At 72.0% G+C, this 24,892-nt stretch carries 28 protein-coding genes, 2 tRNA genes and 1 other RNA gene; 19 read left to right on the forward strand and 12 right to left on the reverse strand.

Translation table 11 applies throughout. The features are described 5' to 3' along the window. The coding region (locus AC0ZLC_RS17485) for a DNA polymerase III subunit gamma and tau (protein ID WP_476752899.1) at positions 1–1,554 on the reverse strand (1,554 nt) is incomplete at its 3' end. A 155-nt stretch (positions 1,555–1,709) separates the two neighbouring features. Further along, positions 1,710–1,804, reverse strand: an RNA gene (gene ffs, locus AC0ZLC_RS17490) — signal recognition particle sRNA small type. A 72-nt stretch (positions 1,805–1,876) separates the two neighbouring features. Here ffs and AC0ZLC_RS17495 point away from each other — a divergent pair. The 3 genes from AC0ZLC_RS17495 to AC0ZLC_RS17505 all read left to right on the forward strand — a co-directional run bounded on the left by AC0ZLC_RS17495 (position 1,877) and on the right by AC0ZLC_RS17505 (position 3,524). Then, positions 1,877–1,964: transfer RNA gene (locus tag AC0ZLC_RS17495), tRNA-Ser, on the forward strand. 732 nt (positions 1,965–2,696) lie between these two features. Beyond that, positions 2,697–3,371: an SGNH/GDSL hydrolase family protein gene (locus tag AC0ZLC_RS17500; RefSeq protein ID WP_476752900.1), complete on the forward strand. Its 675-nt coding sequence runs from the start codon at positions 2,697–2,699 to the stop codon at positions 3,369–3,371. A 21-nt stretch (positions 3,372–3,392) separates the two neighbouring features. Beyond that, a complete protein-coding gene (locus AC0ZLC_RS17505) occupies positions 3,393–3,524 on the forward strand; it encodes a hypothetical protein (RefSeq protein ID WP_476752901.1) in 132 nt (43 codons plus the stop codon). 90 nt (positions 3,525–3,614) lie between these two features. Here AC0ZLC_RS17505 and AC0ZLC_RS17510 read toward each other — a convergent pair whose 3' ends face one another. From AC0ZLC_RS17510 to AC0ZLC_RS17520, 3 genes are all read right to left on the reverse strand, one after another. Continuing rightward, the gene (locus tag AC0ZLC_RS17510; protein WP_476752902.1) at positions 3,615–4,166 is read right to left on the reverse strand and encodes a hypothetical protein; all 552 of its coding nucleotides are present in this window, start codon (positions 4,164–4,166) and stop codon (positions 3,615–3,617) included. A gap of 83 nt (positions 4,167–4,249) precedes the next feature. Further along, positions 4,250–5,764, reverse strand: a complete 1,515-nt coding sequence (locus AC0ZLC_RS17515; RefSeq protein ID WP_476752903.1) for a hypothetical protein — start codon at positions 5,762–5,764, stop codon at positions 4,250–4,252. 6 nt (positions 5,765–5,770) lie between these two features. Next, positions 5,771–6,235 (reverse strand): hypothetical protein, encoded by a 465-nt coding sequence (locus AC0ZLC_RS17520; RefSeq protein WP_476752904.1) that lies wholly within the window; start codon positions 6,233–6,235, stop codon positions 5,771–5,773. Positions 6,236–6,438: 203 nt separating this feature from the next. On the opposite strand from AC0ZLC_RS17520, the gene AC0ZLC_RS17525 reads away from it, so the two are divergent. Beyond that, positions 6,439–7,314, forward strand: a complete 876-nt coding sequence (locus AC0ZLC_RS17525; RefSeq protein WP_476752905.1) for a DUF72 domain-containing protein — start codon at positions 6,439–6,441, stop codon at positions 7,312–7,314. Between the two features lie 76 nt (positions 7,315–7,390). Here the strand turns inward: AC0ZLC_RS17525 and AC0ZLC_RS17530 are convergent, their stop codons facing one another. From AC0ZLC_RS17530 to AC0ZLC_RS17550, 5 genes are all read right to left on the reverse strand, one after another. After that, the gene (locus tag AC0ZLC_RS17530) at positions 7,391–9,445 is read right to left on the reverse strand and encodes a copper resistance CopC/CopD family protein (RefSeq protein ID WP_476753130.1); all 2,055 of its coding nucleotides are present in this window, start codon (positions 9,443–9,445) and stop codon (positions 7,391–7,393) included. 421 nt (positions 9,446–9,866) lie between these two features. Further along, positions 9,867–10,697, reverse strand: a complete 831-nt coding sequence (locus AC0ZLC_RS17535) for an SDR family NAD(P)-dependent oxidoreductase (RefSeq protein WP_476752906.1) — start codon at positions 10,695–10,697, stop codon at positions 9,867–9,869. Then, positions 10,694–11,173 carry a cupin domain-containing protein gene (locus AC0ZLC_RS17540; RefSeq protein WP_476752907.1) on the reverse strand — a complete coding sequence of 160 codons (480 nt, stop codon included), beginning with the start codon at positions 11,171–11,173 and terminating at the stop codon, positions 10,694–10,696. Before AC0ZLC_RS17540 ends, AC0ZLC_RS17535 begins: the two co-directional genes overlap by 4 nt. Before the next feature lie 9 nt (positions 11,174–11,182). Then, complete coding sequence (locus AC0ZLC_RS17545; RefSeq protein ID WP_476752908.1) at positions 11,183–11,809, reverse strand: GNAT family N-acetyltransferase; 627 nt, start codon at positions 11,807–11,809, stop codon at positions 11,183–11,185. Beyond that, on the reverse strand, positions 11,799–14,159 hold the full coding sequence (locus tag AC0ZLC_RS17550) for a penicillin acylase family protein (RefSeq protein ID WP_476752909.1): 2,361 nt from the start codon (positions 14,157–14,159) through the stop codon (positions 11,799–11,801). The genes AC0ZLC_RS17545 and AC0ZLC_RS17550 overlap by 11 nt, the downstream gene beginning before the upstream one ends. 165 nt (positions 14,160–14,324) lie before the next feature. Between AC0ZLC_RS17550 and AC0ZLC_RS17555 the strand changes: the two genes are divergently transcribed. From AC0ZLC_RS17555 to AC0ZLC_RS17580, 6 genes are all read left to right on the forward strand, one after another. After that, on the forward strand, positions 14,325–14,927 hold the full coding sequence (locus AC0ZLC_RS17555) for an HhH-GPD-type base excision DNA repair protein (RefSeq protein ID WP_476752910.1): 603 nt from the start codon (positions 14,325–14,327) through the stop codon (positions 14,925–14,927). A gap of 114 nt (positions 14,928–15,041) precedes the next feature. Continuing rightward, positions 15,042–15,182 carry a hypothetical protein gene (locus AC0ZLC_RS17560; protein ID WP_476752911.1) on the forward strand — a complete coding sequence of 47 codons (141 nt, stop codon included), beginning with the start codon at positions 15,042–15,044 and terminating at the stop codon, positions 15,180–15,182. 218 nt (positions 15,183–15,400) lie between these two features. Then, entirely contained in the window at positions 15,401–15,787 is a 387-nt protein-coding gene (locus AC0ZLC_RS17565) for a hypothetical protein (RefSeq protein WP_476752912.1), read from the forward strand. 70 nt (positions 15,788–15,857) lie between these two features. Continuing rightward, the gene (locus AC0ZLC_RS17570; protein ID WP_476752913.1) at positions 15,858–16,001 is read left to right on the forward strand and encodes a hypothetical protein; all 144 of its coding nucleotides are present in this window, start codon (positions 15,858–15,860) and stop codon (positions 15,999–16,001) included. Between the two features lie 287 nt (positions 16,002–16,288). Then, positions 16,289–16,585, forward strand: a complete 297-nt coding sequence (locus AC0ZLC_RS17575; protein ID WP_003999914.1) for a type II toxin-antitoxin system VapB family antitoxin — start codon at positions 16,289–16,291, stop codon at positions 16,583–16,585. 98 nt (positions 16,586–16,683) lie between these two features. Continuing rightward, positions 16,684–17,334: a LytR C-terminal domain-containing protein gene (locus AC0ZLC_RS17580; protein WP_476752914.1), complete on the forward strand. Its 651-nt coding sequence runs from the start codon at positions 16,684–16,686 to the stop codon at positions 17,332–17,334. A 189-nt stretch (positions 17,335–17,523) separates the two neighbouring features. Here the strand turns inward: AC0ZLC_RS17580 and upp are convergent, their stop codons facing one another. Beyond that, entirely contained in the window at positions 17,524–18,159 is a 636-nt protein-coding gene (upp, locus tag AC0ZLC_RS17585; protein ID WP_476752915.1) for a uracil phosphoribosyltransferase, read from the reverse strand. Between the two features lie 387 nt (positions 18,160–18,546). Between upp and AC0ZLC_RS17590 the strand changes: the two genes are divergently transcribed. The 8 genes from AC0ZLC_RS17590 (at position 18,547) to AC0ZLC_RS17625 (ending at position 23,336) form a co-directional block, all read left to right on the forward strand. Next, positions 18,547–18,729 (forward strand): hypothetical protein, encoded by a 183-nt coding sequence (locus AC0ZLC_RS17590; protein WP_358852588.1) that lies wholly within the window; start codon positions 18,547–18,549, stop codon positions 18,727–18,729. 270 nt (positions 18,730–18,999) lie between these two features. After that, positions 19,000–19,542, forward strand: coding sequence for a tRNA adenosine deaminase-associated protein (locus tag AC0ZLC_RS17595; RefSeq protein ID WP_476752916.1), 543 nt, complete (start codon positions 19,000–19,002; stop codon positions 19,540–19,542). A 69-nt stretch (positions 19,543–19,611) separates the two neighbouring features. Continuing rightward, positions 19,612–20,043: a tRNA adenosine(34) deaminase TadA gene (tadA, locus tag AC0ZLC_RS17600; RefSeq protein WP_476753131.1), complete on the forward strand. Its 432-nt coding sequence runs from the start codon at positions 19,612–19,614 to the stop codon at positions 20,041–20,043. Between the two features lie 60 nt (positions 20,044–20,103). Beyond that, positions 20,104–20,188 (forward strand) — tRNA-Ser (locus AC0ZLC_RS17605). Positions 20,189–20,375: 187 nt separating this feature from the next. Then, a complete protein-coding gene (locus AC0ZLC_RS17610) occupies positions 20,376–20,555 on the forward strand; it encodes a hypothetical protein (protein WP_358852586.1) in 180 nt (59 codons plus the stop codon). Positions 20,556–20,620: 65 nt separating this feature from the next. Further along, entirely contained in the window at positions 20,621–20,914 is a 294-nt protein-coding gene (locus AC0ZLC_RS17615) for a Dabb family protein (RefSeq protein ID WP_476752917.1), read from the forward strand. A gap of 345 nt (positions 20,915–21,259) precedes the next feature. Continuing rightward, entirely contained in the window at positions 21,260–22,174 is a 915-nt protein-coding gene (locus AC0ZLC_RS17620) for an RNA polymerase sigma factor SigF (RefSeq protein ID WP_476753132.1), read from the forward strand. A gap of 244 nt (positions 22,175–22,418) precedes the next feature. Then, on the forward strand, positions 22,419–23,336 hold the full coding sequence (locus tag AC0ZLC_RS17625) for an RNA polymerase sigma factor SigF (protein WP_358852583.1): 918 nt from the start codon (positions 22,419–22,421) through the stop codon (positions 23,334–23,336). A 509-nt stretch (positions 23,337–23,845) separates the two neighbouring features. Here AC0ZLC_RS17625 and AC0ZLC_RS17630 read toward each other — a convergent pair. After that, complete coding sequence (locus AC0ZLC_RS17630) at positions 23,846–24,040, reverse strand: hypothetical protein (protein ID WP_358852582.1); 195 nt, start codon at positions 24,038–24,040, stop codon at positions 23,846–23,848. A 311-nt stretch (positions 24,041–24,351) separates the two neighbouring features. Here AC0ZLC_RS17630 and AC0ZLC_RS17635 point away from each other — a divergent pair, with 311 nt between their 5' ends. Next, the gene (locus AC0ZLC_RS17635; protein WP_476752918.1) at positions 24,352–24,852 is read left to right on the forward strand and encodes a MarR family winged helix-turn-helix transcriptional regulator; all 501 of its coding nucleotides are present in this window, start codon (positions 24,352–24,354) and stop codon (positions 24,850–24,852) included. The last annotated feature ends 40 nt before the right edge of the window (positions 24,853–24,892 follow it).

The following is a 24,892-nucleotide window of genomic DNA, read 5'->3' on the forward strand; positions in this document are numbered from 1 at the left end:
GACGGCGGTCGCGGTCGGCCAGGCGCCGGGCGCGGGGCCGGCGGCGGGCTGGGCGGGCGCGGCCGGGGACGGCTGCGGGGCCGCCGGAGCGGGAGCGGGCGGAGGTGTGGGGTCCGCCTGGGCCGGCGCCGGGGCAGGTGCGGGCGCCGCCGGGGCCGGGGGCCGTACCGGTGCGCCGGAGTCCGCCGCGGGTCCGCCGGTTGCGGAAGCCGCGCCGGCCGAGCGCACAGCGGCCCGGACCGCCGCTGCCCCGCCGCCGGGCGGCACGGCGGCGCCGCTGGGCGGTGCCGGAGGAGACCCGGCTCCCTGCGGAAGCGGCGCGCCGGTGCCGTGCGCGTCCGGGCCGGGTGCCGGCACGTAGCCCATGGCGGGTCCCGCGCCGCCCCCGCTCACGTTCACGCCGCGCTCGATCCGGTCGAGCCGGGCCATGACGGACCGCTCGTCCCGGTAGGCGGCGGGAAGCAGCACGCGCGCGCAGATGAGCTCGAGCTGGAGCCGCGGCGAGGTGGCGCCGCGCATCTCCGTCAGTCCTTCGTTGACCAGGTCGGCGGCGCGGCTCAGCTCCGCGGCGCCGAAGACACTGGCCTGGGCCTGCATCCGCTCCACGACGTCGGCGGGGGCGTCGATGAGTCCCTTCTCCGCGGCGTCCGGCACGGCCGCCAGGATCACGAGGTCCCGCAGCCGCTCCAGCAGGTCGGCGACGAACCGGCGGGGGTCGTTGCCCCCCTCGATGACGCGGTCGACGATCTCGAAGGCCGCGGCCCCGTCACCGGAGGCGAAGGCCTCGACCACGGAGTCCAGCAGCGAGCCGTCCGTGTAACCGAGGAGCGAGGTCGCCATGGCGTATGTCACACCGGCGTCGCCCGCTCCCGCGAGCAGCTGGTCCATGACGGACATGGAGTCACGCACGGAACCGGCCCCCGCCCGCACGACCAGCGGCAGCACTCCGTCCTCCACGGGGATGCCCTCGCTGCCGCAGACCTCGCCCAGATACGTCCGCAGCGTGCCCGGCGGCACCAGCCGGAAGGGGTAGTGATGCGTCCGCGACCGGATCGTCCCGATGACCTTCTCGGGCTCGGTCGTGGCGAAGATGAACTTGAGGTGCTCCGGGGGCTCCTCGACGACCTTCAGAAGCGCGTTGAAGCCGGCCGGCGTGACCATGTGGGCCTCGTCGATGATGTAGATCTTGTACCGGCTGCTCGCGGGACCGAAGAATGCCTTCTCGCGCAGGTCACGGGCGTCGTCGACGCCTCCGTGGGAGGCGGCGTCGATCTCGATGACGTCGATGGAACCCGGCCCGTTCCTGGCCAGGTCGCGGCAGGACTGGCACTCGCCGCACGGCGTCGGCGTGGGTCCCTGCTCGCAGTTCAGGCAGCGGGCGAGGATGCGCGCGCTCGTGGTCTTCCCGCACCCGCGCGGACCGCTGAACAGGTACGCGTGATTGACCCGGTTGTTCCGCAGCGCCTGCTGCAACGGGTCGGTGACATGCTCCTGCCCGATGACCTCGGCGAACGACTCCGGGCGATAGCGGCGGTACAGCGCGAGAGACGACACACCTACGAGGTTATAGGCGCCCACCGACAACGAGGACCGCCCGGAAGCCGCCTCGCTCCGGACCCGCCCGCCCCTTCGGCACCGCCCGGGCCGGCGCCCCGGCCGACCGCCGGACCAGCGACCACACCGACGGCCGGACCGACCGCCCCGGGAACGCAGACGCCCCCCACGCACCCGCCAGAGCCGACCTACCCTTGCTGCCTTCCGGCCCTGGGGGAGTTCAGTCAGATAGCGCCACGTGAGGGGCTCCGCACAGGTTACCTGATCCTGGCGGGGAGAACGAGTTCGCGAGCACTCCTCAACGTCTTGTATTGTTTGCCGCGGAGGATTCGCCTAGAGGCCTAGGGCGCACGCTTGGAAAGCGTGTTGGGGGCAACCCCTCACGAGTTCGAATCTCGTATCCTCCGCCAGTGCCTCACCGGGCACTAACGTCGAAGGGCCCCGCTGCTCGCAGCGGGGCCCTTCGACGTCAGTGGTTGCAGTTGGCGCAGGAGCCCCTGAGGTACCGGTGGGGCTCGTGACACGTCGGCCCCATCCGCTCCGCCAAGCCAACTGCCGCCCCTGCGGCAGCCAGGGCATGGCAGCTGTGGAGTGGCCGGACGCGCGGCGGAGTGGGCCTTCAGCCAGCCTCACGCCGTGGGGGCGCCAGGATTTTACGAAGACACGAGATCACAGCCTTCTTGGGGAAAGTTGCTTCCGTCGCAGACGGCGACGCCAGAGGCACTTTCAGTGAGTGTCCGTGCCGTGACCTTCACGAGCAATCAGTTCGGCAAGTACGTCACGGGCCGGAACACGGCACCGCCAGCATGGCCGACGCGGGCGACGCGTCGGCCAAGCGCACCTGGTCCCTGGTCGATGTCGCCTTCTGTGGCAGGCAGAGCCGACCCGCGTCGGGGTGAACCGGCGTACCGGAACCCACGTTGTGGTCCATCGAAGGAACCTTTGATGCCGGGGCACACAGCCCGGTGCAACGCACCCGGACGATCCGAGGACTCCGGAGGCGGGAGCCCTGACGGTTTCCGTCTGCGCCGTAACCGCGGCCGCGACACCCGGCCCGTCCAACCACCAATTCTTTCAGGGGCGTGATGACGCAGAACTCAAGGCGGCTTTCCGGCATGTGCCGGGCAGCCGCGGTGACCGCCGTGGCAGGAGCGAGCCTCTTCTCACTCGCGGCGCCGACCCAGGCGGCCACTGACGAACCGAACTACGTGGCCATGGGCGATTCATACGCCTCGGGAGCCGGCCTCCGGGTGGTGAAGGACGCCGAGTGCGACCGCACCACGAGCAGCTACCCCTCCATCGTCGCTGGTTCGTCCGCGGGCGAGAACCGGGCATTCAAGGACGTCACGTGCAGCGGCGCCACGACGCGCAGCATCTGGAACGCCCAGGGGTCCAAGCCGCCGCAGATCAACGCGCTGACGCCGAACACCAAGCTGGTCACCCTGACCATCGGAGGCAACGACGTCGGCTTCACCAGCGTGCTCACCACCTGTGCGCTGGTGAAGTCCTCGGATCCGAACGGCAGTCCATGCAAGAAGTACTTCACCACCGGCCAGGACGTGCTCGGTGAGCGCATCAACACGATGGAGGGCCGCGTCCGCGATGTGATCACCGACATCAGGCGGCGCAGCCCGGACGCGAAGATCGTCGTGGTCGGGTACCCGGCCCTCTTCCCCGACGACGGCGTGGGCTGCGCCGAGGTCCCGTTTGCCCAGCAGGACTTCGCCTTCCTGCGGGACACGACACTGAAGCTCAACCGCGCTCTGGCCCGTAGGGCCGCCGGCGGCGGCACCGGCGTCTCCTACGCGGACACCTAGAAGGCCACCATCGGGTACGACATGTGCCAGCCTCGCCAGCGCCGCTACATCGAGTCCCTGACTCCGGGCGCGGGCTCCATGGCGGCCCATCCCAACAGTTACGGCCAGTTGTTGATGGCGGTCGCGACCTTGGACCGGATCCTCAAGCCGTAGGCAGTACGGGGACAAGGGGCGGCCCGTGCCATTCAGCACGGGCCGCCTTGGCGTTCCGCTCAGTTCTGGCACAGAACGTTCCCGTCCGTCTCAGTGCGGGCCGGAGCCCGGTCGGAAGTGGGCTCGGAGGTGGATGCGGGTGCGCTTCGGGGCGTAGTCGTGCGCGTAGAGGCGGACGCAATGCTCGTCGGACGTGGGGTCCGAGGGACTCGGCGGACCTTCCGGGTCCCCGGGGCAGACGTAGCCGTAGCGCATGCCCTTCCCGAGGGTCTCCGGTTCCGGGAGGCCCAGGTGGGTGAAGTCGTGGGGAGCGGCGCCGGTCTGTGCGGACGTGGGCTCCAGCCATGTGCCCCGCGGAGGATGCTCCTCCAGGTACTGCTCCGCCTGTGACCTCGTCAGGGTGAAGGTGAGGAGGCCGGTGTCGAAGCGCGAGGTGACCTCGTACGCCGCTCGCGGGGACCGGGCCGCGTCCGGGACGTCGAGCCCCATCCGCTCGCTCATCCACTCCGGCGTGATCCCCTCGGCCCACCTCGCGTCCGCCGCCCGCTCCATGACGCGGTCGTCGTCCTGCCCCTCTTCCGGGCCGGTGAGGAGCAACCCCGCCGCGGTCACGGCGGCGGCCAGGGTCAGCACGGCGCTCATTCCAGCGATCAACCACCACCTCCGGCTGCCGCGGCCCTTGTTGCCGGGGGCCTCATCCGGCGCCCTGTGCGCGTAGGGGTCGGTCATCGTGCGTTCGCCCTCCCCGGCGACCTGCCCGTCGTACGGTCCTGCTGCTGCTCCCGGCCGGGGTTCATGCGTCCGTCCCTGCTCTCGTCGGGACCCGGCAGCGGGTCACCGTCGGGCTGCGAGGAGCCCAGATCGTGATGCTCGACACTGCTGCTGCCCTCCATGTCGAACTCCTGGGCCAGTCCCGTCCGGTGCAGCTTGGCCATCTCCCCGTCCGGGATGTCCAGAGGGCCCACGTTGACTCCCTTGCCCTCGTCCCAGTTGTAGCGGTCCCACACGTTGGCCTGATAGTCGATACCGATCTTCGGGTTGCCGTTCTCATCCGGAACGGCCGTCACCACACCGGTCACGTTCGTGTTGGCACCGCCCACGGCGTAGAACCAGTTGGCGTTGTCCTCCTGGCGGAAGTAGAAGCCCTCGGGCTGCTTCGCCTCGACCGGAAGGGCGACCGGTTTCCCGCCGTTCTTCTTGAACTCTTCCAGGGCCTGCCTGCGCCAGTCGTCCTGGTTCAGCCTGACCGTGTCGTCGACGTACGACTTGAAGGCGGGAACGTCCGTCATCATCTTGTCGACGGGCAGCGTCATGGTGCCGCCGCTGTTTCCCAGATAGTGCGCCATGTGCCGGGACGCGTCCGTCATGCCCTTCCAGTCGGCGCCTTCCGTCAGCAGTTCCATCTTCTGCTTGGTGACCCATTGGTCGAAGCCGGGCGACTGGGAACCGTGTTTGCCCGCACCGCCGTCCGCCGCGACCTGGGGCATGGTGGGGCTCAGAATGCCTGCTGCCATCAGATCGTCCTTCTGCGCCGACCACAGCTGCGCTCTGGCCCCGGGGCTCAGGGACTCCCACAGGCGCCGGAGCTCGGCGCGCTGCTTCGAGTCCGCGTCCCCGCCGAGGGCGGCCAGTTCCTGCGCACGCGGCAATTGCTCCTCGTCGAGGGACGTGTACTTGGCGTGGCCCGCGTTCTGCGGGTCGTTTCCGTGACTCTGCCGCAGCGCGCGTACGGCCGCCGCATCCACCTCGGCAGCGTGCTGAACGATGCCCGTAAGGGTGTCCGCGTACCACTGGGTCCGGTCCTTCGTCCGTTGGTCGGGGCCCTCTGGAGTGCACATCGCTTCTGCGACTCGGACGGTGCCGCCCTGGCCGTCGAAAGCCAGGAGCCCGGGGTCCGGCGGCGTGTGGGCCGGGTCGCCCCGGCGCGCCGAATCGGTCAAGCTCCGGGCCTGCTTCTGGTATTGCGTCAGCTCCGCATGCGCGTCGGACAGAACGCAGGCAACACTCTGGGCTTCCGCCTGGAGGTCCGCGAACTCCTTGGCCGTCTTGTGCACGAAGTCCTTGGTCACACCCGCGTTGACGCCCTTCCAGCGCGCTTCGTCGGACTTTTTGGTGAGGCCGTCCCGTACGTCGGTTGCGAGCTTCGCCAGTTCACCGGCCATGGTGGTCCAGTCGGATGCCGCCGTGCCCAGTTTGGTCAGGTCCAGGGCCAGGAGGTCAGAATACGAAAGCGATCCCATGGCTTCCTACTTGAAGTAGTCGTTCAGAGCAGAGACCGGCAACGGTCCGGTACGGCCCCGGACTTCGGCCGCGATCCTGCTGTCTTCCTGTGCATGCAGTTTCTTGGTGTAATCGAGATGGTTCGATATGTGCGCGCAGGCCTGCAGGACGTGTTTCACCTGCGAGGTCCAGACCTCGACGGTCGTCTCCAGTTCCGAACCGAGGGCGAGATGATGGTTTTTGAGGGAGACGGCCGCCTGCATGGTGGAACCTGATCCGCTCTTGTCGGCGCCCGTACCCGCGATGTCGGCCTTCTTCTTCAGTTCGCCGTGGAGGATGAACGCCTCGTGGCCGACTGCACCCAAGTCGTCCTGGTGCACGACGAGATCCTCGTCACCCCCGGTCACCGGCCCAGCCTGGTTCAGCTGGATCCGGGCATTCCCGCCCTCCGATGCCGCGGCCTTGACCCACTCCCACTCTTCCCACGCCATGTGCCCCCCCGTCCGTCCCCGTCGTCCTGCGGCGTATCCGCACCGCCTGCCCCGTCGCTCACACAGACGGGGCCATCTCCACCCCTGTCAGGAGGAGTTCGGATCGGTCCGCTGCGGTTCCCTCGGCGACAGGCACATTCTGCCGCGCCGTGAGCTGCCCGGTTCGGTGTCCGTAGCGGGATCGGGTGGGTAGCCGCTGTTCCATGGCTGAGATTCTGGTGGGGGCGTGTTCGTGGACGGATCGGGCCCTGGTGGCCAGTGGCTGGTATCCCTCGGGGTGGCGGGACGCGGAGGGGCGGCTGCGGCATTACGCCGGGCAGTTTCCCGTCGTGGAGGTCGACTCCAGCTATTACGCGTTGCCCAGTGAGCGGAACAGTCTGCTGTGGAGCGAGCGGACGCCGGACGGGTTCGTGTTCGATGTGAAGGCGTTCTCGCTGCTCACCGGCCATCCGACGCGGGACGGCGCGCTCCCCGTCGACCTGCGGGGGCGGATCGGGCGGGGCGTGCCGGACGCCGGGGTGCTCGACGAGGTGTGGGCGCGGTTCGCGTCCGCGCTCGAACCCTTGCGGCGTACGGACCGGTTGGGGACCGTGCTGTTCCAGTTCCCGCCGTGGTTCGCGCCCGGGGCAGGGTCGGCGGCGTTTCTCCGGGAGTGCGCGGCGCGTACGGCCGGGTGGCCCCTCGCTGTGGAGTTCCGGCATCCCGGGTGGTGGCAGGAGGGGCTGTACGGCAGGACCGCCGACCTGCTCACGGGGCTCGGGATGAGTGCCGTCGCCGTGGACATGGTGCAGACGCTGCGCTCCTCCGTCCCGCCCGTCACGCCGGTCACCTCGTCCGAGCTGGCCGTCGTCCGCTTCCACGGGCGGAACGAGGCGTGGGGAACCGGCAGCAAGGAGGACCGCTTCCGCCACGAGTACACCGACGCTGAACTCGCCGAGTGGGCGCCCCGGGTGGCCCGTATGGCCGAGCACTCCAAGCACGTCCACGTGCTGTTCAACAACTGCTGTGCCGACGCCGCCGTCCGGGCCGCGGAGGCCATGCGGCAGCTGCTCGTCGGGGAGGGGCTCACCCTGCGGTGAGTGGGTGTGTGGTGAACCTGGGTTTCCTTGCTGCCCGGTTCACCACACACTGCTTGGTGGGCCTCGGCTCCGGCCGCTAGCCGATCCGCACGGTTTTCGACACCGTGACCTGGTCGATGTCCGTCGTGCGGACCGTCACCTTCATCGTCCAGGTGCCGGGGAGCGGGAGGTTGACACTGTCCGTGCCCCAATAGCCGCCCCGGTTGGTGAGCTTGGCATCGAGTGGGCCGATCTTCTGCTCGGCCAGCGTGAAACTGAGGCGAAGTTCGGGGACGGTGGCGATCCCTCCGTCGGGTCCGAAGACCACGGCCTGGACCGTGTTCTCGCCCACTCTGCCCGGTCCCAGGTCGATCTGGACCTTGCCGTGGCCGCCCGGCGTACCGACGTCGAACGGGATCAGGGTGCTGGTGTCGGCGGGCTGCGCCGCGGTCTCCGCGGCCGACGGCGTCGTCTCCGCCTCGGCCCGGCCCGGCTGGGTCCCGGTGAGCACCGTGGTGATCACCAGGACCACGATGCCCACGGTGACCTCCGCGAGGACGGAGCGGCGCAGGGCACGGCGGTGCGGTGCCTGGGCCGGGGCGGCACTCCGGCCGGCCGCCGCCGGACCGGCCGGGTCCGGGGTGGGGTCCGAACCCGGATTCAGGTCCCGGTCCGGGGTGGGGCCCCGGTCGGCAGCGGGGTCGTCCGGGTCACGTGGCCCTTCGTCGGACTTCGGCTCGGTGTCCCCGTCGGAGTCGGCAGTGGTACCGCCGGTGACAGTGCCCGGACCGGCGTCGGCACTGGCAGGGGCGGTCGCATCGCCCGGACCGCCGTCTCCGTCGGCTTCGCCGTGCGAGCGGGCTCCCACCGGCTCCGGTACGCGCGTCCGGACCACCGTCGCCCGGCGGCCCGCGGGAGCCGCGTACTCGCCCGTCGCGGTCCCGCTCCCCGCCGTCACCAGGCGCCCCGTCCAGCGGCGCGACCAGGCCGCCGCCGCCAGCACCAGCAGGACCGCCGCCAGCTTGGCCGTCAGAATCCTGCCGTACGACGTGGTGGTGAGGGCGTCCCAGGAGCCGAGGCCGCGCCAGGACTGGTAGGCGCCGGTGGCGACCAGGACGGACACCGCCGCGAAGGCCAGGCGGGAGAAGCGGGCCACGGCCGGTGCGGGGAGGGATTCCGGGGACCGGTGGAGGGCGGTCAGCAGCGCGGCGAGCCCGCCCAGCCAGACCGACATCGCCAGCAGGTGCAGGACGGCCGAGACCATCGCCACGGGTACCTGGATGCCCGCGGAGGCGTGCTCGGCGGCGGCCCAGGTCGACGCGAGGCCCACGGCGAGCAGCCCGGCCACGACCTGCGGACCCCTCCCGGGCCCCGCCACGACCTGCGGACCCCTCCCGGGCCCGGCCGCGGGCGCGTCCCGGCCGGGTGTCCGCGGGGGAAGCAGCGGAAGGAGGGCCACGGCGGCCAGCAGCACCAGGCGGGCCAGCAGCGCCACCCCGGGCCGGCTCGTCAGCGTGGCGGCCAGGACGGACGGGTCGAACGCGGTCGCCGGGCCGCTCCCGCGCTCGTACGGGCCGCGGAGCAGCAGTAGGGCGACCGTGGCGGCGAAGAGGCTCCACCAGCCGGCCAGGAGCAGCCCCCGCAGCGCCCCGAAGCCGGTGACCGCGGTGAACGCGGCCGTCCCGACGAGCAGGGCGACCGCGGCGTACGCCACGTACCGGAAGACGTCGTAGAGCGTGCCGGCGACGGTGTCACCGGCACCGTCGGACGGCAGGACGGCACTGGTCGCCGAGGGTGCGCCGACGGAGAAGGTGAACGCCCCGGAGACGGGGTGACTGTCCGCCGAGACGACGCGCCAGGCGACGGTGAAGGTGCCGGTGCCCAGATCGCGCGGCAGGCTCACGCGGGCCGTGTCGGAACGGCCGTCCGCGTGCCCCGGCTCGCCGGTGTGGACGCGCCGGTTGTCGGGGTCGAGCACCCGGAAGGAGTCGTCGAGCAGCCCGACCGACTCGGTGAAGGTCAGGGTGACGTGGCGCGGGGCGGTTTTGAGGACCTTTCCGTCCCGGGGGTCGGCGTCGCGGAGGGCGGCGTGCGCGGACGCGGGCCCCGCTCCGCCGAGGAGGAGCAGGAGCAGCACGGCGCCCAGCAGCACCAGGCCGCGAAGGACTCGCCCGCCGCGGCGCCCGCCGTCCCGTCCCCGCCATGCGGCGGACCGCCCGCCGCGCTCGTCGCCGTGCACGTCGCCCCGTGCCGCGTACCGCGCTCCGTCCCGTCCGCCCTCGCGTCCTCGCGCTCGCCGCACTTCTCGCCGTAGGCCCACGTCACGTCTCCGTATCCGGCGTCCGGCGTCCGGCGTCCGACGGCCGGGCATCCGGGTCGTTCATGTCTTCGTGTGTCCCTGTGTCCCTGTGCCTTTTCGTGCCCCTGTGCCCGGATGTCCCTGTGTCCGGGGTGTGCCGGTGTTCCTGGCTGGGGCACCGGCGACGACTCTGCATACGGACGCGCGCGGTCCGGCGCTCACCGTTCACGGAGATCCGGGCCCTCATCCCGTACGGGAACGGGGCGGGCCGCGTTCACCACGTGGGGCGGGCGGACACCCCGCCGTCCACCACCAGGTCGTGGCCCGTGATCCACGACGCCAGCGGCGAGGCCAGGAACACGCAGGCGTCGCCGACGTCCTCCGGGCGGCCCAGCCTCCCGGTGGGCGCCGCCCGCTGCCAGCGCCGTACTCCCTCGGGCCAGGCCTCGGACAGACCGTCGCGGTCGATGAGGCCGGGCGAGACCGAGTTGACGCGGATGCCGTGCGGTCCGTACTCCAGGGCCGCGGAGCGGGCGTGCATGACGACGGCCGCCTTGGCGGCCGAGTAGTGGGCGTGGAGGGGCGCGGGGCGGGCGGCCTCGATGGAGGCGATGTGGGTGATCGTGCCGCCGCCGCTCGCGCCCATCAGCTCCGCCGCCGCCTGCGTGCACGCGAAGACGCTGGACAGGTTGGTGTCGACGACGGCCTTCCAGTCGGCCGCGGACATGCCGGGCAGTGCCTGGGTGGGCTGTACGCCCGCGTTGTTGACCAGCGCGGTCAGTCCGCCGGGTGCCGTGCCGGTGGGGGACGGCAGGCCCCTGCCCCATTCCGCCGCCGCGCGGACCAGTCGCCGGCAGGCGTCCTCGTCCGTGAGGTCGGCCCGCAGTGCGATGGCCTCGGCGCCCAAGTCCCGCAGGCGGGCAATCACTTCGTCCGCGTCCCGCGTCAGGTGGTGCACCGCGACCGCCGCCCCGGCCCGGGCGAACCGCAGCGCGATGCCCCTGCCGATTCCGCCCGCGGCGCCGGTCACGAGGGCCACCTGGCCCGCGAGCAGGTCGGCCGCGGGGTGCGCGGGCGGCACGGCGCCACCGGTCGCCGCGCTCACGGACGGCACAGCGCGGTGATCCGCGCCGCCTCGGCGGGATAGCGGGCGGTCAGTTCGGCCGGGTCCCCGTGCTCGTAGCCCGCGTAGGTGAAGCCGGGCGCCATCGTGCAGCCGAGGAACGACGAGGCGCCGTTCCCGGCGACCCGGGCGCCCATCCAGGTGCCCGCCGGCACGGTGAACTGCGGGTGCTGGCCGCCGAGCACGTCCGGCCCGAGGACAGGCGTGCGCGTGCTGCCGTCCGGGGCGAGCAGCAGCATCTCCAGCGGGTCGCCGAGGTAGAAGTGCCAGATCTCGTCCGCGGGCAGCCGGTGCAGGGCCGAGAAGTCGTCCGGCGCCGAGGTGAACAGGGCGACGATCGCGGTCCCCTCGGGGCGGCCGTCGGGCCGCTCGGGGCCCGCCCAGGTCCGCCGGAAGCGACCGCCCTCGCGGGGAATGGGCTCCAGGCCGTAGTGCCTGACGAGGTCTTCGGGCGTCATGCGGCCAGGCTACTGAGCCAGGACCGCGCCGGGGGCCGCCTCCCTGGTGAGGAAGGCGAGTCGGGCGCGCTTCTGCGGCAAGTGGACCTCGGGGAGGTCGATTTCGGGCAGGACGACCAGCGGTCCGGGCTCGAAGCCGTTGCGCAGGAACCGGCCGATGGCCTTCTCGTTGCGTTCGTCCGGGTCGATCACGATCCGCGTGCGGTCCAGGCCGGTCAGCGCGTACGAGGTGACGACGGCCAGCAGCCCGTCGGAGAAGCCCGCCCGGCCGCCGTCCGGGCCTGCGGGGGCGATGAGCACGTGGATGCCGATGTCGCCCGGTTCGACGTCGTAGCACTCGGCGACCCGGTCGGCGGCCGGCTCGTACGTCTGCAGCAGCGCGGCCGGTTCGCCGTCCTTGACCGCTAGGAAGGCGTGGTGGGTGTCGAGCGAGTCCAGATGGACGTACGTCTCCAGGACCTGCTCCGCGGTGAAGCCGGTCATGCCCCAGAACGCGGCCCGTTCCTCGGTCACCCAGGCGTGCACGACGTCCAGGTCGGCGTGCGGGTCCAGGGGCAGGACACGGACGGTGCCGAAGCCGTCGATCCGCTGCTCGTGGACGGCTTCGCGGGTGGCCGCGTACGGCTCAGTGGTCATCGTTCTCCTTCGTCAGACGGTCCCAGTCGGTCACGACCGGGGCGAGATCTCCCTCGAGCCACAAGGGGAGTTGGTCACGGTGGTGGGGCGTGCCCGGGACGCCCGAGGCGCCGAGTGGGACGATCCAGAGGCTGTCCTCGCGGTGCGCGAGGTCCCAGACGTAGCGGGCGGCGGGCCCGCGCGCGGCGCGGTCCGTGACGCCGGGCACGGCCGAGGTGCACAGCACGCAGTCGTGGTCGCCGGACAAGGCCGGTTCGTCGTTCGGGCCGGTGGGGAGCGCCTGCCACGCGGCCAGGCGGTGGGTGTCACCCCAGGTGGTGTCCCGGGTGCCGGTGACGGCTCCGGCTCCGGGTCCGGGTTTGATCTCGGCTCCGATTTCGGTGCCCGTGCCCGTGCCGGTGCCGGTGCCGGTGCCGGTGCCGGGTGTGCCGGCTCCTTCGGCGGCGGTCTCCTCCAGGGCCTCCCGGACGACCGCGGCACGGTCGATGCCGGGCAACTCTTCTGCGGTGAGGAGGCTTTCCAGGGCGTAGCCGACGCGGACGGTGAGGGAGAGCCAGGGGCGGAAGACCTCCGGGTACGCGGGCGGATCGGTCAGGCACGCGAGGGCGGGGTGCGCGGCCAGCCGTCGTACGACCGCACCGCGCACCGCCGCGTAGGCCGCCGCGCCGGTGCTGTCGGCGTCCATGTGCCGGTCCCAGCACAGGAGCCGGGCCCGTACGGCGGCGGCCCGCGGACTCAGGGCTTCCTCGTCGAGCGCGGCGAGGCGCTCCAGCAGCGCGGCCGCGGAGGCGAGGTGTGTGTCCGTGTGGACGGCCGCCATGTCCGGGGCTGACCACTCCTTGCGGGCGGTCAGCAGGGCGCGGATGCGGCGGGCGCGGTGCGGCGCGGCGAACTCGGTGCCCAGCGGGGACGCCGGGCCGCGCTGGTTGGCCATGACGGCGAGGCCGTCGTCGACGGTGCCGCGCGGCATCTCGTGCCAGCCCCGCCACTCGTGGCCGGGCTCCCAGGCGGGCACGACCCGTGTGCGGTTGTCCGCGCCGCGCACCGGCACCTTTCCGGCGACCCGGTGGAGCAGACCGCCCTCGGTGTCGGCGGCCTGCACGACGTTCACGGGTTCGGCCCACCGGTCGAGGGCGCGGTCCACGTCGGCGACCCGGCGGGCCCGCAGGAGCGGAAGCAGCGCGCCGAAGCCGAGATCGTGGGTCACGCGGGGCGGGTAACGGAGGCTGATGGCATCCGCGAAACCGGCGACGCCTTCGGCACCGACGAACTCTTCGGCGCCGGGGGGCTCTTCGGCACCGACGAACTCTCGGGCGCCGGGAGACCCTTCAGCACCGAAGACCTCGTTGGCGCCGGGCGACTGGTCGGCGTCGGAGGCCGCTCCCGTGACCGTCTCTCCGGTCCCGGGGCCGGGGCCGGGGCCGGGGCCGCCCGGGCCCCCGATGACCACCGGCCCCCGTCGCGTCTCGACCACCTCGACCTCCACCGGCTCTTCCCCCGCCACCTCCACGGTCTCGACGTGGCGGGATGCCGGACGCCACACGCCGTCCGGGTCGAGGGCCTCGACGCCCGAGGGGGTGCGCCGCAGACGTTCGCGGTAGAGGTCCTGGTAGTCGGCCATCGCGTTGGTGATGGCCCAGGCGACCGTGCCGGTGTGGGCGAAGTGCGCGATGCCGGGGATGCCGGGGACGGCGAGCCCGACGACGTCGAACTCCGGGCAGGCGAGGCGGATCTGCTGGTAGACGCCGGGATCCTCGATGAAGCGGTGGGGGTCGCCCGCGATGACCGGCCGGCCGGTGACGGTGCGCTCGCCGGTGAGGAGCCAGCCGTTGCTGCCGACGGTGCCCGGGCCGTCGGTGGCGAAGAGCCCGACCGCGTCGGGGCCGAGCCGGCGTACGACCTCCTCGCGCCACAGCTTGGCGGGGAAGCCCACGAAGAGGATGTGGGTGCTCAGCCAGACGCCCAGCGGGGTCCACGGCTCCCACCGGCCGGGTTCGAGGCGCACGGCCGCGAACTCCGGGGCCCGGCGGGCGCCTTGCGGCAGGCCGGCGTTGACGCCGTCCACGTACGCCCGGATCCAGTCGGCGGTCTCCGGGTCCTGTTCCTCCAGGGCCGTGAAGCAGCGCCGGGCGGTGTCCTCGACACGGGCCCGGCGGACAAAACGGTCCCAGCCGACGGAGCCGGGACCGAGGAACGCGGCCGAGGTGCCCTGCGCGCGGTGCCGCTCGACCTCCAGCTGCCAGGCGCGGTCAGCGGCGGTGACCCGGCCCTGGAGGTGCGCGAGTTCGCGTGCGCCGTCGGCCCGCAGGTGGGGGATCCCCAGGGCATCACGGTAGATCTCGCTGCTCACGGTCCATCCCCAGTCACTTGAGGTTAGGCTAACCTAACTGCATTTGCGGCGGAATCGTACGCGAAGCGCGAGGGCGGGGACGCCATGGGGCGGGGGCATGGCAGGGGCACCCTCCCCCTGGGCCCCGGAGAGGCGCCACGCGCGCGTGCGGGCGATCATCGAGGCATGGACGTCACCCTTCACCTCGCCCAGCAGCCCGAAGCGGACGAGCTGCTGGGGCGCAGCGCCCTCGCCGCGCTCGTCGGGATGCTGCTGGACCAGCAGATTCCGATGGAGTGGGCGTTCGCGGGCCCGTACACGATCGCCCGGCGGCTGGAGAAGGACGATCTCGACGCGCACGAGATCGCCGCGTACGACCCCGAGGCGTTCGGCGCGCTGCTCTCCGAGAAGCCCGCAGTGCACCGCTACCCGGGGTCCATGGCCCAGCGGATCCAGCAGCTGTGCCAGTACCTCGTGGAGCACTACGACGGAGACGCGAGCGCGGTGTGGGAGGGCGTCGGGACGGGCGGTGAACTCCTGCGGCGGCTGAAGGAACTCCCGGGCTTCGGGACCCAGAAGGCCCAGATCTTCCTCGCCCTGCTGGGCAAGCAGCTCGGCGTGCGCCCCGAGGGCTGGCGCGAGGCCGCGGGTGCGTACGGGGAGCCGAAGGCCTACCGGTCCGTCGCCGACATCACCGGCCCCGAGTCGCTGACGAAGGTGCGGGCGCACAAGCAGGAGATGAAGGCGGCGGCGAAGGCCGCCAAGTCCGCGAAGAGCACCGGGGCATAGCCCCGGAGAAACACCCGGGCAGGTCCTGGCCGCCGCGTCCGACCCGGCCGTGCCCGCGCGCGGCCGGCAGATCTTCCTCTCTTCCTCGGGATCGTCAGTTTCCTCGCCGGGATCGTGCTGACCGTCTCCCCGTTCGAGTCGGTCGCCGTACTGGCCGTCGTCGGCGGCTGCCGGCTCATCGCGGTCGGCGTCACGGAGATCGTCACGGCGTTCCGGATCCGCGGACGCGCGCGCCTGGTCCCCCGCACCCTCTGACGAGCACCCCGGCGGCCGGCGTGGACGGCCTCCCGTACGCCAAAAGGGCGTATCCGGCCGCCCGACCGGTGAAACCACCGTCCAGCCGGGGGACATCACCTCTCATGAGCCCCACCCCGCGTCCACCGCACCCGCTGCGCCGGTGCGCACGCGCGCGGGGCGGGGCTCGTACGGGGGCTCCCGCCGGAACTCCCGCGGGCGCCCCGTCGTGCACTCGGGTGGGTACGACGGGCGCCCGGGCGGGCACGACGGCCGTACCGGTCGCTCCCCCGCCGGCAGTTGCGGCCGCCGCCCGGCGCACCTGGCTGCGGATCCTCGTCCTCCTCGTCGTCGCGATGCTCGCGGCCGGCGCCCGCCCCGAGTCGCTCGTCACGCCGCCCGCCGCCGTCGCCGCCGCCGAGACCGGCGGCCTCGAACAGGACGTACTCGGCACGGCCCTGCGGCCGCCCGCCCGGCACGGGCACCGGCTCGTGATCCCGCTGCGGCCCGCACCCCGCCCCGGGGACGGGCGCACGGACCCCGCCGCCCGCCCTCTCCCCGTACCGTCGCCGCCGCCGTACGTCCTCGCGCTGCACGTCCTGCGCTGTGTGGTCCTGCGCTGCTGAGAGGCCCGGTCCCCGGACCGTTCCGCATCCCTCACCGGCGCACACGAGACCAACGAACAAGGACACAGCCATGCCCCACGATCCCTACGCGGTTCTGCACGCCCTCCTGCGTGCGGAGGCCGTACGCAACACGCCCAAGACGAAGACCGAGTCCCGTCCGGGCCCGGACGGGACTCGGGAGCGGACGACCCCGAAGGAGCACGGACGGCGGTGAACGAGGGGCGGCCGTTCTCCACGGGCGGCCGCCCGGGCCCGGCGTCCAAGGGTCCGGTGCGGGCCCCGGTCACCCTCCCGGGTGTCGCCGCCGAAGGACCGCCGGCCCGGTGTCACGGTCGCCCATGCCGGGCGCCCTCCCCCGGTCCGCGCCGGTCCGGGCGTCGCCGGCACCTTCCGGGGAAGCTCGAACAGTTACCGGTTTGCCCGGTTATACGGGATCTTTTCCAGCACCGTACTCCGCCACCATGGCTGCGCCCGGAAGGTCTTGACCGGTAGGCTTTCCGTGTGATCTTCAAGCGCATCGGAAACGGCCGGCCGTACCCCGACCACGGCCGGGAAAGCACCCGGCAGTGGGCGGACGTCGCGCCGCGCCCGGTCCGCCTCGATCAGCTCGTGACGACCAAGGGCCAGCTGGATCTGGAGACCCTCCTCGCCGAGGACTCCACCTTCTACGGCGACCTCTTCGCGCATGTCGTGAAGTGGCAGGGCGACCTGTATCTCGAGGACGGGCTGCACCGCGCGGTCCGCGCCGCGCTCCAGCAGCGCCAGGTGCTGCACGCCCGCGTACTCGAGCTGGACTGAGTTCCGCGGGACCCCCGGTTGACCCTTTCGGGTTGGACCGCGCCCAAGCCAATGATCATTTAGTAGTTATCGTCGCCAAGTCGCACTACGCTGCGCCCATGAGCATGCTGACTCCCCCGGGCATGGGCCGCCAGTACCGCATCACGGGGGACAAGTACCCGCGGATGCGCCGACCACGGGGCCGCCGCAGGATTGCGTTCCTCGTCATTGCCTCGGTCGCCGCGCTGGGGTTGATCGGCTGGGGAACACTGCAGCTCATCGACGTCTTCACGGGTGGCGGCGACAAGGCCTCGGCGGTGGGTTCCAAGACGGCGTGCGCGTCCCGCAAGCACCCTTCGCCCAAGGCGTCGCCCGCGGCGGGCACCCTGCCCGAGCCGGGCGCGATCACCGTCAACGTCTTCAACGCCACGTCCCGCAGCGGCCTCGCCAAGGAGACCGCGGACGAGCTGAAGAAGCGCGGCTTCCGCATCGGCGACGTGGGCAACGCGACGAAGGCGTACGACAAGAAGGTCGAGGGTCCCGGGATACTGCTCGGCGCGCAGGCCGCGACCACCGCCGCGCTGCCGGTGCTGAACACCCAGCTCTCGGGCGCCGAGGTGAAGACGGACGGCCGCCGCGAGGCCGCCGAGGTCGACCTCGTCATTGGCGACCGCTTCACGTCGCTGACGGCCAAGGAGGACGCCGGAAAGGCCCTGGCCGTGCTGGCCAGGCCCGAGCCGACGCCCTCCGCCACGAAGAAGTCCTGCTGAAGCCCGCGGCTCCCGCGGGAACCTGATGCCGACCCGGGCTTTCGTGGAAGTCCGGTCCCGGCCGTCAGGGGAGCCCGATCCCGGGCCATCGCGGAAGCGCGGCCCCTGCCGTCACGGGAGCCCGGCCCGGACCCCCGCGGGAGCCCCGTCTCCGGTTCCGCGGAGACGGGTAGGCGGGAGCAGGAAGAGCTACTCCGCGGCGCCGTACATCCGGTCGCCGGCGTCGCCGAGGCCCGGGACGATGTAGCCGTGCTCGTTGAGCCGCTCGTCGACCGACGCCGTGACGACGGTGACCGGCGTGCCCGCCAGGTCGCGCTCCATGACCTCGACACCCTCGGGGGCGGCGAGCAGGACCACGGCCGTGACGTCGTCGGCGCCCCGCTTGATGAGCTCCTGGATCGCGGCGACCAGCGTGCCGCCGGTGGCCAGCATCGGGTCGAGGACGTACACCTGCCTGCCCGAGAGGTCGTCCGGCATGCGGGTCGCGTACGTGGACGCCTGGAGCGTCTGCTCGTCGCGCACCATGCCGAGGAAGCCCACCTCGGCGGTCGGCAGCAGGCGCACCATGCCGTCGAGCATGCCGAGGCCGGCCCGCAGGATCGGCACGACCAGCGGACGCGGGTGGGAGAGCTTGACGCCGGTGGTGGCGGAGACCGGGGTCTCGAGGTCGACCTGCTCCGTGCGCACGTCCCGCGTGGCCTCGTAGGCGAGCAGGGTGACCAGCTCGTCGGCGAGCCGCCGGAAGGTCGGGGAGTCGGTGCGGCGGTCGCGCAGCGTGGTGAGCTTATGGGCGACCAGGGGGTGGTCGACGACGTGGAGACGCATGTCCACAACAGTAACCGGGCTTTCCCCGCCCACCACCGCCCCGCCCGGCACCCCGGGAGCCGCCCGCGCACGGCCGGCCCGCCCCTGGCCCGCCGGTACACGGCCCACGGCGCCGGCCCGCCCCTGGTCCGCCGGTGAGCGGGCCCGGGGCGCCGGCCCGCCTCCCCCCGACGCCCGCCTCCGCCACGCCCGGACGAAAACCGGAACCGGAACCGGAACCCGCACCAGAGACACAACCGGAATCCGGACCCGCACCCGAACCCCGCCCGAACCGGACCGGGATCCGGACGCCTGCCGAAAGCACCACCCGGAAGCACCGCCTTCCCACTGGCATCAAACCGCCCGTCGGAGGGAAAGTGGGAGGGACGGACCTGGGGTGGTGTGCCTATGCCGGAGCGGGACGACGACTTCCTGGAGCAGCGGGAGACGGAGGCCGAGCGCCGCAGACGCCGTGCCCAGTTCCTGCGGGAACTGACCGAGGCGCGCGAGCTGCGTGAGCGGGTTCAGCCGCGCCGCGCCAAGGCGGCCCGGCTGCGCCACGCCATGCGCATGCGCACGTTCCGCTGGTAGCCGCGCCCGTCGCGGACGGGCCGCGCCCCCGGCCGACGGCGGTCCGCCCGCCGCCACGGGCGGTGGCGCACGCGTCCCGCGGGCCTTCGGCCGCGTACGATCCCGCAGGTAGCGATCGAAAGAGGCAGACACAGCAGGGCGAAGACGTCCCCTGAACGCTCTCTTTCTGCCACGATTCCGAGTGGGTGGGGCTCACAGCAGCGCTTCCGCCCACAGCCTCCGCCGGGGGAACCCCCAACCGGCACGCCTAGGACCAGTGGGAGAGTCACGGTGTACTTCGCCGCACTGCTCGCGCGCACCGAAGACGGGTGGGAAGCGAGCGACACAGAGCTCGACGATGTGGAGACCCTGTCGGATTTCACCGACCTGGCCCGCGAGGCCACGGTCGACGACGACACGGTCCTCCTCCTCATCGAGCAGGAGGACGGATGGTTCGGGGTCGTTCGCGTGGACGGCGAGGAGGACCCTCGTATCTACGTCTCGAACGCCGCCGCAGCATCCCGCAGTTCGTACGGCGAGATCCTGCTCACGGACGAACTTCTCGGAAGGGAGCCCGGGGTCCCCGACGTCCCCGACCTGGACTCCCTCGACCTCGACGGCACGGAGGACGGTGAGGGAGAGGACTCCGCCAACGACGACGAAGTGCCCGGTACGCCGGGCGAGGCCGTGCCGCACGGTCCGGTGGGGGACCGCGAGGTCCTCTCCGACCTGGGTGTGGGCGAGAAGGAGCTGCTCGCCCTCCACGCGGGCGACGCGCTCAACACCATCGCCGAGGCGCTGGGGGCCGCGGAGGTCCTGGAGACCGTCCGTTAGGTTCCCCCGGTGAGCAGCACAGAGGAGACGTCACCGCCCGATCCCGTACGCGACCCCTGGCGGGCCGCGATGCGGCTCGCCCTGGACGAGGCCCGGCGAGCCGCCGGGGGCGGGGACGTCCCCGTCGGCGCCGTCGTGCTGTCCGCGGACGGCACGACGGTGCTCGCGACCGGGCACAACGAGCGTGAGGCCACCGGCGATCCGACGGCGCACGCCGAGGTCCTCGCGCTTCGCAGGGCCGCGGCGCGGGCCGGTGAGTGGCGGCTTTCCGGCTGCACGCTCGTCGTCACCCTGGAGCCCTGCACGATGTGCGCGGGCGCGCTGGTCCAGTCCCGGGTGGACCGGGTCGTCTACGGCGCGCGCGACGAGAAGGCGGGTGCGGCGGGCTCCGTGTGGGACGTCGTACGCGACCGGCGGCTGAACCACCGCCCCGAGGTCGTCGAGGGCGTCCTCGCCGATGAGAGCGCGCGTCTGCTCACCGAGTTCTTCCGGGATCGCTGACCGCGGGGACCTCCGAATCGGATTTCTGACCACGCCCCACCTTGGGGTAGGGTCTCCCTCGGTAGCGTGTCCGAGCGGCCGAAGGAGCTCGCCTCGAAAGCGAGTGTGGCGCAAGTCACCGAGGGTTCAAATCCCTCCGCTACCGCTGGAGAAGGGCCCCGTCGAAAGACGGGGCCCTTCCTGCTTTCCCCGGCTTCCCGGAGGTGCGGTGAGGAGCCGGCGGATACGTGATCTTCGGCGTCTTCCCGAACACCTGGCCGGGATACACTCACCGCCGGCAACAGGGGGCCCACCGGGGCGCAGCAGGCACAGCAGGCACAGGGGAGGCCGCGGTGGCGGTGCATTCGAAGAAGATCGCCGTCTACGTTCTCGTGGTCTTCGCGCTCTACGTGATCATCACCGACCCGGAGAAGGCCGCCGACTACGTCCAGATAGGGTTCGAGGGCATTTCGAATGCCGCCCAGGCCGTCGGCGACTTCATGACGTGGGTCGCCAACGGGGCCAAGGACTAGGTCCCGCCGGGCCGGGTCCCGGCGCCGGAGCCGGGCGGTCCCCCGCCGTATCCCTGGGAGCGCCCGTGATCCGCCATCTGGTCCTCTTCAAGCTCAACGAGGGCGTCCAGCGCGACGACCCCCGTGTCGTCGAGGGCGTCGCCGCCTTCCGGGCGCTCGGCGGGCAGATCCCCGAACTGGCGTTCTGGGAGTGCGACTGGAACATCACCGACCGACCCATCGCGTACGACTTCGCGATCAACTCGGCGGTGGAGGACACGGACGCGCTGAAGCGCTACCTGGAGCACCCCGCGCACCAGGCCGGCGTCGCGCTGTGGCGCGAGTTCGCCACCTGGGTGATCGCCGACTATCCGTTCTGAGTGCGCGTCACTCATCCCGGGCCCCTCGCCGCGACCGGCGAGGGGCCCTGTGCGTCGCATGGCTCATCTGACCATCAACACGGTGTTATGCGGTGCTTGCACACAGTGCACATGTCTTGTGATGCTATGACCGCTTTTGACGGATGAGTTGGCGGAGACGTCGACGGATCGTTGACGAACGAAGAGGTGGCGTTGACCGTGTCGGCCAGTACTGCGCCACCCCAGGAGGACGTCCCCGACCAGGCCCAGGGCCAGGAGCGGCCCCGCCAGGCCCCGACCTCCGCCCCGGCCCTGCCCTCCGCCCCCGTCCAGCCGACCGCACCCACCCTGCCGACCGCACCCACCCTGCCGGCCGCTCCCGCGCAACCCGCGGCCCCCGGGCAGTCCCCCTCTCCCACGCAGCCCTCCACCCCCGGACAGTCCGCCACTGCCCAGCCGCCCGCCCCGGCCCAGCCGGTCACGGCGGAGGAGCAGCCCGCGCCCGCCCCGGAGAAGCGCCGCGGCGCCGACACCCGGGCCCTCACGCAGGTGCTCTTCGGGCAGCTCAAGAACCTGGAGCCGGGCAGCCCCGAGCACGGGCGGGTGCGCGGCGCGCTCATCGAGGCCAACCTGCCGCTCGTCCGGTACGCCGCCGCCCGCTTCCGCAGCCGCAACGAGCCGATGGAGGACGTCGTCCAGGTCGGCACCATCGGCCTGATCAACGCCATCGACCGCTTCGACCCCGACCGCGGCGTGCAGTTCCCGACCTTCGCCATGCCGACCGTCGTCGGGGAGATCAAGCGGTACTTCCGGGACAACGTGCGCACGGTCCACGTCCCGCGCCGGCTGCACGAGCTGTGGGTGCAGGTGAACAGCGCCACCGAGGACCTGACCACCGCCTTCGGCCGCTCCCCGACGACCGCCGAGATCGCCGAGCGGCTGCGGATCTCCGAGGAGGAGGTCCTGTCCTGCATCGAGGCAGGACGCTCATACCACGCGACGTCGCTCGAGGCCGCCCAGGAGGGCGACGGACTCCCCGGGCTGCTCGACCGGCTCGGCTACGAGGACCCGGCGCTCGACGGGGTCGAGCACCGCGATCTCGTGCGCCACCTTCTCGTGCAGCTGCCCGAACGGGAACAGCGGATCCTGCTGCTGCGCTATTACAGCAATCTGACGCAGTCACAGATCAGCGCCGAACTGGGTGTCTCCCAAATGCATGTGTCAAGGCTTCTCGCACGCAGTTTCGCGCGCCTTCGATCCGCAAACAGGATCGAGGCGTAACCGTCAGGAGCGAATCGCCCGGCGAGACTTTTTCCGACAGCTTTCCACTGATAAACCGTCAGACCCCTTCTTTCCAGGGCTGATTCACCCCTCCCATGTCGACATGTCACTACAGCGTGTTGCCGACATGTGACATTCTGCGGGAAGCGCGTTTGCCGCGGCCTCGCCGCCGGTATTGAGGTGGAGGCTGCGTTCCTCCGACGGGAGCGTCCGCCGCGACCGTCCGCGACCCAAAGGGGGTGGCATGTCCGCAGTCCAGGGCAGCTCGAAGGTGCTCACGCTCACGAAGAGCGACTCCGCGCCCGACGTGCTTCACGACGTCCCGGCCCTTCCGGACCAGGAAGCCGTCCCGGCCCTCCCGGACCAGGAAGCCGCCGTCCCGGCGCTTCCCGCCCCGGGAGCCATCGACACCCGCACCCTGTCCCGCTCCCTGTTCCTGCGGCTGGCCGCACTCGACGAGAGCAGCCCCGAGCGCGCCTACGTACGCGACACCCTCATCGAGCTGAACCTCCCGCTCGTCCGGTACGCGGCAGCACGCTTCCGCTCGCGCAACGAGCCGATGGAGGACATCGTCCAGGTCGGCACCATCGGCCTGATCAAGGCGATCGACCGCTTCGACTGCGAACGCGGCGTCGAGTTCCCGACGTTCGCGATGCCGACGGTCGTCGGCGAGATCAAACGGTTCTTCCGTGACACCTCCTGGTCGGTGAGAGTCCCGCGCCGCCTCCAGGAGCTGCGCCTCGCGCTCACCAAGGCCAGCGACGAGCTCTCGCAGAAGCTGGACCGCTCGCCGACCGTCGCCGAACTCGCCGTGGTGCTGGGCGTGTCCGAGGAGGACGTGGTCGACGGCCTCGCCGTGGGCAACGCGTACACCGCCTCCTCGCTGGACTCCCCGGCCCCCGAGGACGACGGTGGCGAGGGCTCCCTCGCCGACCGCCTCGGCTACGAGGACCCGTCCCTGGAGGGCGTCGAGTACCGCGAGTCCCTCAAGCCGCTGCTCGCCAAGCTGCCGCCCCGCGAGCGCCGCATCATCATGCTGCGCTTCTTCGCGAACATGACCCAGTCGCAGATCGGCGAGGAGGTCGGCATCTCGCAGATGCACGTCTCCCGGCTGCTCACCCGGACGCTCGCCCAGCTGCGCGAGGGCCTCATCTCCGACTGATGGCCACGCATTGACGGTCGGTCAGCCCCGCTGACGCGACGCGTCGAGGTCGACACGCGGCCGCCGAAGTGCCCTGAGAGGGGGCACCGCGGCGGCCGTCGTCCGTCCGGGTGCCGCGGGGCGAGGGATTCGCCGTGGCCGACGGTCCGGCCGACGGGACACCCCCGCGCGTCCGGGACCGCGGTGGGCCCAACGCAAGTTGACGCCGATGCCGCTGGACGAGGAGGACTGTGCGTCCAGATCCGGCGGAAGGCTGGCTCACCCGCAGCGGGCTCGGGGACGGCACGGTCGCCTCGTCCGGGCGGGAACGGTGGTGCACAGAAACCGGGTTCCCCGGATGGGGGTGACAACTCCGTTTCGGCGTACGGCGGTTCCGGGGCACGGTACGGCGACCGGGGCACCGGCGCGAGTCCCCCGCGCCGGAGCCGCCGCACGCACGACGAGCGGCCCCGATCGGGCGGAGCCGGGGGTCCGATGGAGGTGGCCCGCCCCTGGAGGCGGGCCACGGGTTACGCGAGTGCCAGCCAGGCCACGGCGGCGACGATCACCACGGCGGCCACGACGCCGAGGATCAGGCCGATGCGGGGGCCGGAGCGGGCCGCCTGCCGGGGCGCGGCCTGGGGGGCCTCGTCGACGAAAGCGCGGAACATCTGGGTGCTACCCGCGGGGTCGTAGTTGCCCTCGGGGCCCTGGGTGTGTGCCATGGCCCTGGACCCTAGCGAATGCGCCGGGGCTGCCCAAGCGCGGGTTCCGCCTGAAGGCCTGCCGGGCGGCCCGGGCGCGGCGGTTCACCCCTGCTCGCGGGCTTCCCGGCGGCCGGCCGGAGAGCCCGCCCTTGGCTGCCCAGCCGGGCCGAAGGATCACCGGCACACCCCCGGCAAACCCCTGACCTGCCGGTTTACATTCGTCAATGCTTGCCTTTGCCAACTTTTTAGGGCGACTGGTCCCCATTTAGTTTGCCTGCGGCAACCAACTGTCTCTATGGTTGCCCTAAGCAACGAACACGGGAGGTGCGATGGCCGAGCGGGCGCAGTACGAGGAACTGGCTCGTCAGCTCAGCGCCATCGGTGCCGTGAAGAGGGACATGGGGCGGATCCTGCCGCACGACTGCCCGGCGGGTTCCGCCGCCGTGCTGACGCTGCTCGGCCGGCACGGCGACATGCGGATGAGCAGGCTCGCCGAGCTGCTCTCCGTGGACATGTCGGTGACCAGCCGCCACGTCGCCCACGTCGCGGACCGGGGCTGGATCGAGAGGTCCCCCGACCCGGCCGACAAGCGCTCACGCATCCTGCACCTCACCGCCGCGGGACAGCGGCAGCTCGACGAACTCTCCCAGCGCTCGTCGCAGCTGCTCGCCGACCGGCTGAGCCACTGGTCCGACGACGAGGTCGGCCTGCTCATCGCGCTCATGGCCCGGCTGCGGGAGAGCTTCGGCGACTGCCGTGCCGCCGCACCGCACCGGCCGGCGCCCCCGCACTCGTACGCGACCGAACCGACCACCCGTACACCCGCATGAGAACGTAAGAAAAGGAAGCCCATGGCAACGACCACACCAG

It is taken from the genome of Streptomyces sp. GLSS-08, assembly GCF_056387915.1.

Excerpts from the sequence above, each read along its gene's own strand:
- tadA (WP_476753131.1), top strand. The coding sequence starts at position 19,612 with ATGCGGCTCGCCCTGGACGAGGCCCGGCGAGCCGCCGGGGGCGGGGAC.
- AC0ZLC_RS17505 (WP_476752901.1), top strand. The coding sequence starts at position 3,393 with ATGTGCCAGCCTCGCCAGCGCCGCTACATCGAGTCCCTGACTCCGGGC.
- AC0ZLC_RS17520 (WP_476752904.1), bottom strand. The coding sequence starts at position 6,235 with ATGGCGTGGGAAGAGTGGGAGTGGGTCAAGGCCGCGGCATCGGAGGGC.
- AC0ZLC_RS17625 (WP_358852583.1), top strand. The coding sequence starts at position 22,419 with ATGTCCGCAGTCCAGGGCAGCTCGAAGGTGCTCACGCTCACGAAGAGC.
- AC0ZLC_RS17630 (WP_358852582.1), bottom strand. The coding sequence starts at position 24,040 with ATGGCACACACCCAGGGCCCCGAGGGCAACTACGACCCCGCGGGTAGC.
- AC0ZLC_RS17590 (WP_358852588.1), top strand. The coding sequence starts at position 18,547 with ATGCCGGAGCGGGACGACGACTTCCTGGAGCAGCGGGAGACGGAGGCC.
- AC0ZLC_RS17540 (WP_476752907.1), bottom strand. The coding sequence starts at position 11,173 with ATGACGCCCGAAGACCTCGTCAGGCACTACGGCCTGGAGCCCATTCCC.
- AC0ZLC_RS17635 (WP_476752918.1), top strand. The coding sequence starts at position 24,352 with ATGGCCGAGCGGGCGCAGTACGAGGAACTGGCTCGTCAGCTCAGCGCC.
- upp (WP_476752915.1), bottom strand. The coding sequence starts at position 18,159 with ATGCGTCTCCACGTCGTCGACCACCCCCTGGTCGCCCATAAGCTCACC.
- AC0ZLC_RS17525 (WP_476752905.1), top strand. The coding sequence starts at position 6,439 with ATGGCTGAGATTCTGGTGGGGGCGTGTTCGTGGACGGATCGGGCCCTG.
- AC0ZLC_RS17515 (WP_476752903.1), bottom strand. The coding sequence starts at position 5,764 with ATGGGATCGCTTTCGTATTCTGACCTCCTGGCCCTGGACCTGACCAAA.
- AC0ZLC_RS17580 (WP_476752914.1), top strand. The coding sequence starts at position 16,684 with ATGAGCATGCTGACTCCCCCGGGCATGGGCCGCCAGTACCGCATCACG.
- AC0ZLC_RS17545 (WP_476752908.1), bottom strand. The coding sequence starts at position 11,809 with ATGACCACTGAGCCGTACGCGGCCACCCGCGAAGCCGTCCACGAGCAG.
- AC0ZLC_RS17570 (WP_476752913.1), top strand. The coding sequence starts at position 15,858 with ATGCCCCACGATCCCTACGCGGTTCTGCACGCCCTCCTGCGTGCGGAG.
- AC0ZLC_RS17555 (WP_476752910.1), top strand. The coding sequence starts at position 14,325 with ATGGACGTCACCCTTCACCTCGCCCAGCAGCCCGAAGCGGACGAGCTG.
- AC0ZLC_RS17510 (WP_476752902.1), bottom strand. The coding sequence starts at position 4,166 with ATGAGCGCCGTGCTGACCCTGGCCGCCGCCGTGACCGCGGCGGGGTTG.